At 73.5% G+C, this 12,185-nt stretch carries 12 protein-coding genes and 1 tRNA gene; 6 read left to right on the top strand and 7 right to left on the bottom strand.

The window, feature by feature from the left end; translation table 11 throughout:
- The first annotated feature begins 72 nt into the window (after nt 1–72).
- Entirely contained in the window at nt 73–1,368 is a 1,296-nt protein-coding gene (locus O7611_RS04170) for a L,D-transpeptidase (RefSeq protein ID WP_194799577.1), read from the top strand.
- A gap of 47 nt (nt 1,369–1,415) precedes the next feature.
- On the opposite strand, the gene O7611_RS04165 is transcribed toward O7611_RS04170, so the two are convergent.
- Nucleotides 1,416–1,491 (bottom strand) — tRNA-His (locus tag O7611_RS04165).
- A gap of 90 nt (nt 1,492–1,581) precedes the next feature.
- A complete protein-coding gene (gene orn, locus O7611_RS04160) occupies nt 1,582–2,172 on the bottom strand; it encodes an oligoribonuclease (RefSeq protein ID WP_013474266.1) in 591 nt (196 codons plus the stop codon).
- 74 nt (nt 2,173–2,246) lie between these two features.
- Between orn and O7611_RS04155 the strand changes: the two genes are divergently transcribed.
- Nucleotides 2,247–3,542, top strand: coding sequence for a glycosyltransferase family 87 protein (locus O7611_RS04155; RefSeq protein WP_269696246.1), 1,296 nt, complete (start codon nt 2,247–2,249; stop codon nt 3,540–3,542).
- Between the two features lie 102 nt (nt 3,543–3,644).
- Here O7611_RS04155 and O7611_RS04150 read toward each other — a convergent pair whose 3' ends face one another.
- From O7611_RS04150 to O7611_RS04140, 3 genes are all read right to left on the bottom strand, one after another.
- Nucleotides 3,645–4,496 (bottom strand): hypothetical protein, encoded by an 852-nt coding sequence (locus tag O7611_RS04150; RefSeq protein ID WP_269696245.1) that lies wholly within the window; start codon nt 4,494–4,496, stop codon nt 3,645–3,647.
- Between the two features lie 141 nt (nt 4,497–4,637).
- Complete coding sequence (locus tag O7611_RS04145) at nt 4,638–5,363, bottom strand: YcnI family copper-binding membrane protein (RefSeq protein WP_269696244.1); 726 nt, start codon at nt 5,361–5,363, stop codon at nt 4,638–4,640.
- 16 nt (nt 5,364–5,379) lie between these two features.
- On the bottom strand, nt 5,380–7,047 hold the full coding sequence (locus tag O7611_RS04140) for a copper resistance CopC/CopD family protein (RefSeq protein WP_194799573.1): 1,668 nt from the start codon (nt 7,045–7,047) through the stop codon (nt 5,380–5,382).
- Nucleotides 7,048–7,269: 222 nt separating this feature from the next.
- Between O7611_RS04140 and O7611_RS04135 the strand changes: the two genes are divergently transcribed.
- The 4 genes from O7611_RS04135 to O7611_RS04120 are packed head-to-tail and all read left to right on the top strand — an operon-like array spanning nt 7,270 to nt 10,209.
- Complete coding sequence (locus O7611_RS04135) at nt 7,270–7,857, top strand: sigma-70 family RNA polymerase sigma factor (protein ID WP_269696243.1); 588 nt, start codon at nt 7,270–7,272, stop codon at nt 7,855–7,857.
- 30 nt (nt 7,858–7,887) lie between these two features.
- Nucleotides 7,888–8,415, top strand: a complete 528-nt coding sequence (locus tag O7611_RS04130) for a MauE/DoxX family redox-associated membrane protein (protein ID WP_269696242.1) — start codon at nt 7,888–7,890, stop codon at nt 8,413–8,415.
- Complete coding sequence (locus tag O7611_RS04125) at nt 8,408–9,124, top strand: thioredoxin domain-containing protein (RefSeq protein ID WP_030270220.1); 717 nt, start codon at nt 8,408–8,410, stop codon at nt 9,122–9,124. The genes O7611_RS04130 and O7611_RS04125 overlap by 8 nt, the downstream gene beginning before the upstream one ends.
- A complete protein-coding gene (locus O7611_RS04120; RefSeq protein ID WP_269696241.1) occupies nt 9,121–10,209 on the top strand; it encodes a hypothetical protein in 1,089 nt (362 codons plus the stop codon). The genes O7611_RS04125 and O7611_RS04120 overlap by 4 nt, the downstream gene beginning before the upstream one ends.
- A gap of 447 nt (nt 10,210–10,656) precedes the next feature.
- Here O7611_RS04120 and O7611_RS04115 read toward each other — a convergent pair whose 3' ends face one another.
- Both O7611_RS04115 and cbiQ read right to left on the bottom strand, forming a co-directional pair.
- Nucleotides 10,657–11,418, bottom strand: a complete 762-nt coding sequence (locus O7611_RS04115; RefSeq protein WP_269696240.1) for an energy-coupling factor ABC transporter ATP-binding protein — start codon at nt 11,416–11,418, stop codon at nt 10,657–10,659.
- Nucleotides 11,415–12,185 (bottom strand): cobalt ECF transporter T component CbiQ, encoded by a 771-nt coding sequence (gene cbiQ / locus O7611_RS04110; RefSeq protein ID WP_194799568.1) that lies wholly within the window; start codon nt 12,183–12,185, stop codon nt 11,415–11,417. Before cbiQ ends, O7611_RS04115 begins: the two co-directional genes overlap by 4 nt.

Here is a 12,185-nt window from a genome sequence, read left to right as displayed (position 1 = left end):
CCGGCAACGCGTACCCGCTCCGGCGCGTCTGACCTGAGACGACGGGGAACGGCATCACCTTGTGAGGGAGTCATGCGAGCTGGCCAGGACGAACCGATCCGGGGCGCGAGCGCCCGACGCGTCGGCCGCCGCCGTGCGCTGGCAGCCGGGCTGCTCGCCGCCGCGATGGCCCTGACCGCCTGCACCAGCGGCGGCGGCGACAAGCCGTCGAGCTGGCAGGGCGGCGGCGACGGCGGCGAGAAGGCCCCGAAGGCGGCGGCCACCATCAGCGAGCCCGCCGCCGACGCCAAGGACGTACCGGCGTCCACCGCCGTCACCTTCACCACGAAGGAGGCGCAGGAGACCACAGTCGAGCTGAAGGACGCCGCCGGCAAGGTCGTCGACGGCACGCTCGCGGCGGACGGCACCAGCTGGCTGCCGTCAGCGGCCCTGGAGTACGGGCAGACGTACACGGCGACCGTCACCGCCACCGGCGACGACGGCAAGCCCGCCACCGCCACCAGCACGTTCACCACGATGGCGAAGCCGGCCAAGCAGATCCGGGTCACCAGCTTCCTCGGCGACAACCAGGTCGTGGGTGTCGGCATGCCGCTGATCGTGAAGTTCGGCCGGGCCATCCCGGAGGACTACCGCGACGACATCCAGCGCCGGATGACAGTCACCTCGAAGCCGGCCCAGGAGGGCATCTGGCACTGGGTGAGCCCGACCGAGGTGCGCTACCGGCCGAAGACGTTCTGGAAGGCCAACAGCACCGTCAGCTACAAGGTGCAGGCGGGCGGGCTGCCGCTGGGCGGCGGCTGGTACGGCCGGGCCGACCTCAGCGTCGACGTCAAGATCGGTCCGTCGTTCGTGATGACTGTCGACAACCGCACCAAGCGGATGACCGTCACCCGCGACGGCAAGGTGGTCAAGACCATCCCGGTCAGCCTGGGCAAGAAGAGCACCCCCTCCTCCAGCGGCACCATGGTGGTGATCGAGAAGCTCCGGCACACGGTCTTCGACACCCTGGAGGAGCTGGGCCCGGAGGAGGGCTACCGCACCGAGATCGACTACGCCCAGCGGCTCACCTGGGGCGGCGAGTTCATCCACGCCGCGCCGTGGTCCGAGGGCGTGCAGGGCCGCACGAACGTGTCGCACGGCTGCGTCAACGTCTCGATGAAGGAAGGCAACTGGCTGTTCGCCAACACCCGCATCGGTGACCCGATCACCGTGAAGGGCACCGAGCGCAAGCTCCAGAACGGCAACGGCTGGACCGACTGGAACATGAGCTGGGACGAGTACGTCAAGGGCAGCGCCCTGCCGTACGAGCCGCCGTCGGCCGACACCACGCCGGACGCCGGTACGCCCAGCGTCGAGCCCACCCCCTGACCCACGCACACGACGAAGCCCCCTCCCGGAGGAGGGGGCTACGTCGTTGGGGTGACTGATGGGAATTGAACCCACGACAACCGGGACCACAACCCGGTGCTCTGCCAACTGAGCTACAGCCACCATGCTCGCCGCTCCGGTCGCCCGGGGCGGTGCGCGGACTAATCATAGCCACACTCCCGCCGACCCCGTCCACCGGGTTGGGCGGGGCCCTCAGAGCTGGGCGGCGATCGCCTTCGCGGCCTCGACGTCCGGCCCCGGCAGCGGCACGAACACGGTCCGCCGGTAGTACTCCAGCTCGCGGATGCTCTCCCGGATGTCCGCGAGGGCCCGGTGGGCCAGGCCCTTCTGCGGCTGCCCGAAGTACACCCGCGGGTACCAGCGCCGGCACAGCTCCTTGATCGAGGACACGTCGATCATCCGGTAGTGCAGGTGCGCGTCGAGCCGGGTCATGTCGCGGGCCAGGAAACCCCTGTCGGTGGCGATCGAGTTGCCGCACAGCGGGGCCGTACGCGGGTCCTTCACGTAGCTGGTCACGTAGTCGAGCACCATGTCCTCGGCCTCGGCCAGCGTCACCGTGGAGCGGCGTACCTCCTCGGTGAGGCCGGACTTGGCGTGCATGGTCCGCACGATCTCCGGCATGCCGTCGAGCGCCTCGTCGTCGGCGTGGATCACCACGTCGACGCCGTCACCGAGCACGTTGAGGTCGGGATCGGTGACGAGCGCGGCGACCTCGATCAGGGCGTCCCGCCGCAGGTCGAGCCCGGTCATCTCACAGTCGATCCAGACGAGAAGATCAGCCACCGGAACAGACTACGCGCCGCCGACGCGCCCGCGCCTCGGCCCGGCGGCCGAGGTGGACCGCTAGGGTTTCCTGCGTGCCAGCCGAACCCGTCGCCCCACCCGCCGTCCCCCGCGACGACGCGGGCGGGCGTACGGCTCTCCGGGTGGTCGTGGTGCTGGCGCTGATCGCGATCCTGCCGGCGCCCTACCTGCGCAACCTGCGTCACGACTACTACGACCAGAAGATCTACATGTCGGCGATGGACTGGTGGGCGGCCGGGCACCCGCTCTACGACTACGTCCAGCCGGACCGGGTACAGGGCGCGCTCTACTTCACCTATCCGCCGTTCGCGGCGCTGCTGCTGGCGCCGTTCGGGTATCTGCGGCTCGGGGTGGCGGTCGCCGCCTTCGCGGTGCTGACGGTGGCCGCCGTGGTGGTGACCACCCGCTGGCTGGTGCTGCCGGTGCTGCGGCGGCACGACCTGCCGCGCGGGTTCGGCCTGACCGTCGCCGTGCTGCTGGTGCTGGCGGTGGAGAGCACGCGGGAGACGCTCACGCTCGGGCAGATCAACATGCTGCTGGTGGTGCTGATCCTGGCCGACCTGCTGTTCGCCGTACCGCAGGGGCGGCGCTGGGCCGGTGTGGGCGTGGGCCTGGCCGCGGCGCTCAAGCTGTTCCCCGGCATCTTCGTGGTCTACCTGCTGGCCGCCCGGAAGTGGCGGGCGGCGGCCGTGGCGGCGGTGACGGCGGCCGTTGCCACGCTGCTGGCCGCGGCGGTCGCGCCTGGTGACTCGTGGCGGTTCTGGACGCACGAGCTGTGGGTGACCGACCGGGTGGGCCGCCCCGACTACACCGGCAACCAGTCGCTGTTCGGGCTGCTCAGCCGCCTGACCGCGCCGGCCGAGCCGGACCGGCTGCTGTGGCTGCTGCTCGCGCTGGCGGTGGCCGCGTTCGGCCTGTGGCGGGCCGCGCGCGCGGCCCGGGCGGGGGACGCGCTCGTGGGTCTCACAGTGACCGGGCTGGTGGGCGGGCTGGTCAGCCCGATCACCTGGATCCACCATCTGTACTGGTTCATCCCCGCTGTGGTGGTGCTCGTCGACGTGGCACTGGACGCCGACCCGGCGACGCCCGCCGGCGCCCGCCGGCGCGGCGGCCTCTTCGCGCTGGTCGCCGTCGTCGGCCTGCCGATCGTGTACGGGTTGGTGACGTTCCAGGACTGGGGCACCGCCATCGTGCACACGGACGATCCAGTCGACTTCGTCGTCCGCAACGTGTACGTGCTGCTCAGCCTGCTCCTGCTCGCGGTGCTGCCGATCCGCCGGCGTGCGGGCGAGAAACCGACGACCCGGACTGAACGGACACACCTCGCAACAAATGGCGATCAGCGCTAATCTGGTATCAACTACCTCAGTTTTCTCCCAGGTAGCACCGATCCCCCGGTGAAGAACGGCCCTCCGCGTCGGCAGCGCGGAGGGCCGTTCGGATTCGCCTCGTCAGTCGCTGCCGTCGGGGCACCGGCTGGGCGGCGGGGCGATCGCGGCCCGGGTCCGCCCGCCGGAGCCGGAGCCCACCGCCACCAGGTGCCGCTCGGGTCGCGACGCCGGGCCCGGCTGGCGGCCCAGGCCGCTCAGCGAGGTGACGCCGAGACGCCCGGCCAGCACCGGCACCTGGTCCGGCTCGACCACGAAGACCACCTCACGCGGGCGCAGCGGGCGCAGCAGCACCGCCACGGCGAGGACCAGCAGCAGCGTCCCGCCGGCCAGCAGCGCCCACGCCAGCCCGGGGAACCACCCGGCCCGCAACTCGGCACGCATCCGCAGGTCGAGCCCGTCCGCGCCGTCCACGCGCATCACGACCAGGCTCAGCGACCGGCCGGACAGCTCCGCCGGGCTCCACTCCAGGGAGCCGACGCCCTCGCGCACCCAGAAGGGCTGGGTCATCGGCGCGGCGGTGCCGGCGCCGGCGATGGCCGGGTCGAGATCGACGGGCAGCGGACCCCGGGTGACCGCGACGCGGCGCACGGTGCTGTGCGGAACGTCGGCCAGCCACAGTCGCACCTGGTCGGCCGGGGCGAGGCCGAGGAAGACCGGGCCGTCGTCGTCCCGCGCGGTCAGGTGCAGCCGGGCCTGCCCGGTACGCGCCAACGGCAGGTCGGCGCGCAGCAACGCGTCCACGTCGGTCACCAGCACCGCGCGGGCCGGTGTGCGGACCGGCTCGAACCGGGCGCCGAAGCCGCCGTCCGGGTCGGCGTGCCGGGCGGCGAGCCAGAGACCTCCGCCCGCCAGCAGCGCCGGAATCCCCAACGCCAGCAGCACCATGCCGGCGATCGTGCGTACGAAACGCATTCGCTTCGTCCCTCTCGGTAGCCGATTACCCGGCCGACCTTACCGACGGGGGTCGGCCGATCGCCGGATATCGGCGGCACCGGGGCCGGAACGGCGACCGGCCCGGCGGATCGTTCCGCCGGGCCGGTGCGTGGCTCGCGTTCAGGACTTCGCGGCGGGCTCCCGCCGGGTACGCGCGAACGCCAGACCGCCGAGGGCCAGGCCGCCCAGTCCGGCGACCAGGCCGGCCACGCCGAGGGCCGTGGCCCCGCCGGAGCCGTCGTCGTCGTCATCGTCGTCGGCTGCGGCGGCCGGCGCGCTCGCAGCGGAGGAGGCGGGCGCCGCCGCGGCCAGCTTGAGCACCGGCGCCGGGTTCTCCGGCTCCTCCGCGCCCGGCGTCGGCTCCTCGATCCACCGGGAGACGTTGCCGTCGGAGTACGTCTGGAGCACCTTGAACACCATCGTGTCGGCCTGCGGCAGCGGGCCCATCGACACCGGGAACTCCTGGAACTCGCCCGGCTTCACGCCGCCGTTCGGCGCGGCCGTGAAGGTCAGCTTGGAGACCGCCTCGGTGAGCTGGCTGCCGTGCACCTCGATCGGCGGGTCGACCTTGCGCTTCTCCACCGCCACCGTCCAGCCCGCCACCGGCATGGTGGAGACCGAGCCGATCGGGGCGTTCTCCGGCAGGTTCACCTCGACCTTGACTGTCGACGCCGTGTCGCTCTCGTTCGGCACCCGGAACGCGAACCGGCCGTAGCCGCCCTGCGTACCCTCGGCCGGGTTGATCGTGACGTGCGCCGAGGCCGGGCCGGCCACGCCGAGCACGGCCGTGGCGACGGCGGTGAGGGTCAGCGCGGCGACTGTCGCGGAGCGCCGGAGACGGATCATCAGATGGGACCTTCCGTTACTTGATCGGCACGGTGGCGGTCACCGTGGCCTGGTCGATGTCGGTCGTACGGACGGTGATGCGCACCTGCCAGTCACCCCGGGCCGGCAGGTTGATCTCGCCGGTGGCGTGGTTGTCGCTCAACGGCAGCAGCGGGACGGTGATCGGCTCGATCCCGGCCGACGGCAGCGCGGCGGTGACCTTCCACTCCTGCACCGGCTGCGGGCGGCTGTCCTTGGTGTAGGCGTACAGGTGCATCGAGTTGTTGCCGGTCTCCGCCGGGTCCACCTGGACCTCCAGCGAGTAGATCGGGCTGCTCAGCGTGGCCGAGAAGTAGCCCTGCTCGGCGCCCGCGACGTTCGCGGCGGCGGTGCGCGCCGGGGTGGTCTGCACGAGCGTCGCCGACACGCCCAGCACCACCGCCGTGATCACCAGCTCGGCCACCACGGCCCGCCGCATCGAGCCCGGCCGGCCGGCGGCGACCCGCCGCCGCACCAGCGCCCGGGAGTACGCGGCCACGCCGATCACCAGCACGAACAGCGCGATCTTGGCGAGCAGGAGCCGGCCGTACGTGGTGTCGAACAGCGGCTGCAGACCGGCCACCTCGATCAGGCCCTGCACGGTGCCGGCCAGCAGCAGCGCGGCCACCGCGAGCGCCGCCCAGCGGGACCAGATCGGCAGGATCGCGTCCAGCTCGCGCTCGTCGGCCCGGCGCAGCAGGAACACCGCGAGCATGACCAGGCCGCCCAGCCACACCGCCATGCCGCCCAGGTGCACCGCGTCCACCACCACCGACACCGCGGGCGCGGGCGACGCCGCCGCGTGCCCGGACAGCGGCCAGGTGAACAGCGCCGCGCCGCCGAGGACCGCCAGGATGATCCCGTCGGTACGGCCGATCGGGCCGGCGAACAGCGGCCGGAGCAGGAACGCCGCCGCGGCGAGCAGGCCCAGCCGGACCAGGTGGGTGGTGCCGTAAGCGCTGCCGAGCACGTCACTCAGGCCCGAACCGGTGACGTCGAACAGGCCGCCGCCGTTGACGTACGGCACCTGAAGCCACACCTCCGCCACCGTGGCCACCGCCAGCAGCCCCAGCCCGGTCCAGGCCAGCCGCGCCGGACCCCGGCGGGACAGCCGGCGCGGCCAGAGCGCGGCGAGCACCAGCGCCGGGCCGACGAGCAGCAGCAACCCGGCGTAGCCGGCGTACTTCGCCACCTTCACCGCGTTCTCGGTTACCGGGTTCGCCCGGTTGTCCGAACCGCTGTCGGTGGGTGGCTCGGACGGTGCGCCGACGGAGTAGGTGAAGGCGCCGGAGACGGGGTGGCTGTCGGCCGAGATGACCCGGTAGCTCACCAGGTAGGTGCCGCGCCCGGCGGACGGGTCCACCGGGATGGTGACCTCGGCACCCTGGAACGTCGGCTCGCCCCGGTCGGCGCGCGAGCCGTCGGGGGCGATCACCCGGACCTTCCCGGGCACCTTGCGGACGCCCTCACTGAACGTGATCACCACCTGCGCGGGCGCCTCGGGCACCACGGCGGAGGCGGCCGGGCTGCTGCTCACCAGCACCGCGTGGGCGGCAGCCGGGGAGGCCGGGGCGAGCAGCAGGGCCACCAGCAGGAGCAGCAGCCCGGCGACGGCCCCGGAGCGGGCGGCGACGACCCGGGACGGGCGGCGTACGGCAGCAGTCATGACCGCAATGGTTCCCGAACCGGCGCGGGTCCGGCGAGCCGGTCTCCGGCGGGCGTGACCGAGCGCCCACCCGGTGCGGCGGCGCGCGCCACGCCGGGCCTGCTCGGAGGTCATGGGAGGGTAGTCGGACGGCGGCCGGAAAAAGTTCCCGGCGTGTGCGGGACCACGGAATGGGTCGAAGGACCCTGTCCCCTCCAGGTACGCCGCGTAACCTCGGGTGACGTGATCCCCGGCCCGCGCGACACCGCCGCCGACCGCCCCGAGTCGGCGTCCGACGCTGCCCGGGACGCGGCCACCGGCTGGGCGCTGGCCGCCCGCGACGGCGACCGCGACGCGCAGGCCGCCTTCGTCCGGGCCACCCAGGCCGAGGTGTGGCGCTTCGCCGCCGCGCTCGTCGACCCGGACACGGCGGACGACCTCACCCAGGAGACGTACCTGCGGGCGTTCCGGGCGCTGTCCGGCTTCGAGGGGCGCTCCAGCGTGCGGACCTGGCTGCTCGGCATCGCCCGGCGGGCCTGCGCCGACCACCTGCGCACCGTCGTGCGCCGCCGCCGGCTCGACGCGCGGCTCGCCGCCCAGGCAGCCACCGACCGCCCCTACCCGGACCCCGCCGGGCAGCTCGGTGCCACCGACCTGGTCCGCCGGCTGTCCGCCGAGCGGCGCTCCGCGTTCGTGCTCACCCAACTGCTCGGCCTGTCGTACGCCGAGGCCGCCGACGTGGAGGGGGTGCCGGTGGGCACCATCCGCTCCCGGGTCGCCCGCGCCCGCGACGACCTGGTCGACGCCGTCGGCGACACGCTGGCCGGATAGCGGGAACCTTTCGTGGCGCTCGGACGACGAATGACTGTGACCCCCTCCCCCTCACCTCGGGCCGGCCGCTGGCATGCCCTGCGGCCCTGGCTCGGCGTCGCGGCCCGCCTCGGGCTCGCCGCCGTGTGGCTGATCGCCGGCGGCACCAAGGTCGGTGACCTGGCCGCCTCCGGCCGGGCCGTGAACGCCTACCAGGTGATGCCGTACGACGTGGCCACCGTGATCGGCGCGGCGCTGCCGTTCGTCGAGCTGGCCCTGGGCGTGCTGCTGATCGCCGGGCTCGCCACCCGGATCAGCGCCGGCGTCTCAGCGGCGCTGCTCGTGGTCTTCATCGCCGGCATCGCCTCGGCCTGGGCCCGGGGCCTGGCCATCGACTGCGGGTGTTTCGGCAGCGGCGGGCAGCTCGCCGCCGGCCAGACGCCCAGCTACCTCCCGGAGATCCTCCGGGACCTCGGGTTCCTGGTACTCGCCGGGTTCCTGCTGATCTGGCCCCGCACGCCGTTCTCCGTGGACGGGTGGCTGGCGGGCGACGACACCGTGGAGGACACCGATGAGTAGTCGCAAGGGGCGCAAGGACGCGGCCCGGGTCGTACGCGAGCAGATCGCCCGGGAGAAGCGGCGCAAGCGGACGCTCTGGACCTCGATCGCCGCGGTGCTGGTGCTCGTCATCGCCGGCGGCATCGGCTGGGCGGTCTACTCCAGCCAGAAGTCCGACGAGTTCACCGCCCCGCCCGGGGCCAACGATGCCGGCACCGGCATCGTGCTCGGCACCGGGCCGGTCACCATCGACCTGTACGAGGACTACCTCTGCCCGGCCTGCAAGCAGTTCCAGCAGATCAACGGCGAGACGCTCAACCAGCTCGTCAGCGAGGGCAAGGCCAAGCTGGTGTTCCACCCGGTGGCGTTCCTGAACCGCTTCTCCACCACCGAATACTCGACCCGCTCCTCGGCCGCCTCCGGCTGCGCCGCGCAGGGCGGCAAGTTCCGTGAGTTCACCGACCAGCTCTTCGCCAAGCAGCCGCCGGAGGGCGGCGCCGGACTCAGCAACGACGAACTCGTCGACATCGGCGCGGGCGTCGGGCTGAACCGGGACGAGTTCGCCTCCTGCGTCTCCGACGGCACGTACCGGTCGTGGACCGAGCACGTCACCGACGAGGCGAGCAAGTCCGGCGTGACCGGCACCCCGACCATCAAGGTCAACGGCAGTGAACTCCAGGACCGCAGCCCCGAGGGGATCAAGTCGGCGGTGGAGGCGGCCGGCAAGTGATCGCACCCCTGCGCCGGGCCGCGCTGGTGCTCGCCGTCGCGGCCACCGCGCTGCTCACGCTCGCCACGCCGGCCGCCGCGCACGGCGCGGACGCGCCCGACGGCACCGACTACCGCGCCACGATCAGCGGCGTCGACCCGGACCGCCCCGGCCTCACCGCGCGGATGGTGGAGGCCGGCGCGCGGCTGGAGCTGACGAACGACACCGGCGCCGAGGTCACCGTGTTCGGCTACTCCGGTGAGCCGTACCTGCGCATCGGCCCGGGCGGCGTGTACGAGAACACCCACTCCCCCGCCGCGTACCTGAACCGGACGCTGGCCGGAGAGACCCGGCTGCCGGCCGAGGCGAACCCGGCCGCCGCGCCCGACTGGCGGCGGATCGACGACGGCCCCACCGCCCGCTGGCACGATCAGCGCACGCTGTGGCGGGAGGAGGCTCCGCCGGCCGCCGTCGCCGCGGACCCGGACCGGGAACATCGGGTACGCGACTGGGCGGTGCCGCTGCGCGCCGGTGACACCGCCGGAGCCGTACGCGGCACGCTGGACTGGGTGCCGCCGCCCGACCCGTACCCCTGGTGGGTCGCCGCCACGCTGGGCTTCCTGCTGATCGGCGCGGCCGGACTCGCGCCGGGCGGTACCGCCGCCGGGGTGCGGGCGCTGCGCGGGGTGGGCGCGCTGCTCGCCGTGGGCGGCGCCGCGACTGTGGCGCTCACCGTCGCCCGCGCGCTGGACACCGGCGCGCCCGGCGTCGGCGGAACGCTCGCCGAGCTGGTCACCGGGCAGGTGTGGACGCTGCTCACCGGGCTCGGCGCGCTCGCCGCGGGTGGGTACGCGCTGGCCCGCCGCCCGGCCGCCGACTTCGTGCTGGCGCTCGCAGGCGCCTGCCTCACGCTGTTCGCCGGGGCGACGAACCTGGCCGCGCTGTCCCGCGCGATCCCCCCGGCCGCCGGCCCGGCCACGCTGGTGCGGGTGCTGGTGGTGCTCGGCCTGGCGACGGGTGCCGGAGCGGTGGCGGCAGGCCTGCTGCGCCTGCGCACCGCCGCAAGAGCAGCCCGCCCCACCCCCCACCCAACCCCCACGCCCTAACCCACCCCGCCCGCCCGCCCCGCCCGCGGCGAGATCTTGGTACCAAACGGCCCCCATAGGGGCCCTTTCCTACCAAGATCTCCACTGCTCCCACCACGCGGAACGCCAATCTCGCGTAACGGGAGGCCGCGCGCCACAACAACCGGCCGAACGAGGAACTACCGCCCACCCAAACCTGTTCCGCCCGGCATCCAAGGCGTTCACGACATCTCCCCGGGGCCGCCACCGCAAGATCACCGCAAGCTGTGAGCGCCGGGCACGCCCGAGTGGAACAACACGAGCGTCAAACCGCCCTAGACACACCCATCACGTTCCACTCCCGCCGCACTCGCCCCTGGACGGCGTGATCTTGCAGTTAACGCCCCGAGTCTGCGGCTTTTGCCCCAAAATGCCCGGGCGGAAAGTGCAAGATCGCGGCGGAGAAGGGCGGGACGGGCGAGGGCCGGGTCAGGTGGGGCGGGGGGCGAAGCCGTAAGGGAGCTCCAGGCGGTGGGCTGTCAGCAGTGCCTCGTCGGACAGGAGGTCTGCGGTGGGGGCGTCGGCGACGATGCGGCCGCCGTCCAGGATGACCGAGCGGGGGCACAGCTCGGCCGCGTACGGCAGGTCGTGGGTGACCATGAGCAGCGTCACCGGCAGGGAGCGCAGGATCTCCGCCAGCTCGCGGCGGGCGGCCGGGTCGAGGTTCGACGACGGCTCGTCCAGTACCAGGATCTCCGGGCGCATGGCCAGCACCGTCGCCACCGCCACTCGGCGCCGCTGCCCGAAAGACAGGTGGTGCGGCGCACGGTCCCGGTGCTCGCTCATACCGACCGCCGTGAGCGCCTCGTCGACCCGGGCGGCCAGCTCGGCGCCGCGCAGGCCCAGGTTGGCCGGGCCGAACGCCACGTCCTCGGCGACTGTGGGCAGGAACAGCTGGTCGTCCGGGTCCTGGAAGACGATGCCGACGCGGCGGCGTACCTCGGCCAGCGTGTCCCGGTCCCGGCTGACGGTCAGGCCGCCGACGGTCACCGTGCCCTCGGTCGGGGTGAGGATGCCGTTGAGGTGCAGCACGAGCGTGGTCTTGCCCGCGCCGTTGGGCCCGAGCAGCGCCACCCGATCGCCGCGCGGCACGGTCAGGTCCACGCCGTGCAGGGCGACATGACCGTCCGGATACGCGTACCGGACGCCGTCGACGTCGAGGGAGGGCGGCTGCTGCACGTACCCGATCATTGCAGGACGAGCGCGACGGCGGCGATGGTGGCCGCGATCGCCGGCACCGTCGCGGCGGCCGCCCACTGGCCGGCGGTGGCCGCGCCGGCCCCCTGCCACACCGCCGGCATCCGGCCGGTGTAGCCGCGCGAGAGCATCGCCAGGTAGACCCGCTCGCCGCGCTCGAACGCGCGCAGGAACAGCGCGCCGACCCCGGCCGCGAAGCCGCGCAGCTGCCACAGGAACCGTGGGTCGTCGCCACGCGACACCCGCGCCACGCGCATCCGGCGGGCCTCGCCGACGAGTACCTCCAGGTAGCGGAGCATGAACGTGGCGATCTGGGTGAGGATCTGCGGGCACCGCAGCCGGTCCAGGCCGAGCAGCAGGTCACGCGTCGTCGTGGTCGCCGCCAGCAGGAGCGACGCGAGTACGCCGAGCGTGCCCTTGGCGAGGATGTTGAACGCGCCGTGCAGCCCGTCGACGGACAGGGCGAGCCCTGCCACCTCGACCCGCTCCCCCGCCCCGAGGAACGGCAGCGCGAACGCGAACAGCACGAACGGCAGCTCGATCAGCGCCCGGCTGAGCAGCCAGCGCGGGCCGACCCGGGCCAGCGCGGCCACCGCGGCGACCAGGAGCGCGTAGCCGCCGAAGGCCCAGTACGCCTCCCGGGGCGTCGCCACCACGGCGATGGTGAACAGCACCATCGCGGCGATCTTCACCTCGGGCGGAAGGCGGTGCACCGGCGAGCCGGACTCGCGGTAGAGCGCGTGCGCGTGCCCTGCGCCCAC

Source organism: Micromonospora sp. WMMC273 (assembly GCF_027460285.1).
GTDB classification, from domain to species: domain Bacteria; phylum Actinomycetota; class Actinomycetes; order Mycobacteriales; family Micromonosporaceae; genus Micromonospora; species Micromonospora aurantiaca.
Note: the sequence above shows the minus strand (reverse complement) of the source record. Positions and strands in the feature narration are given on the sequence as shown.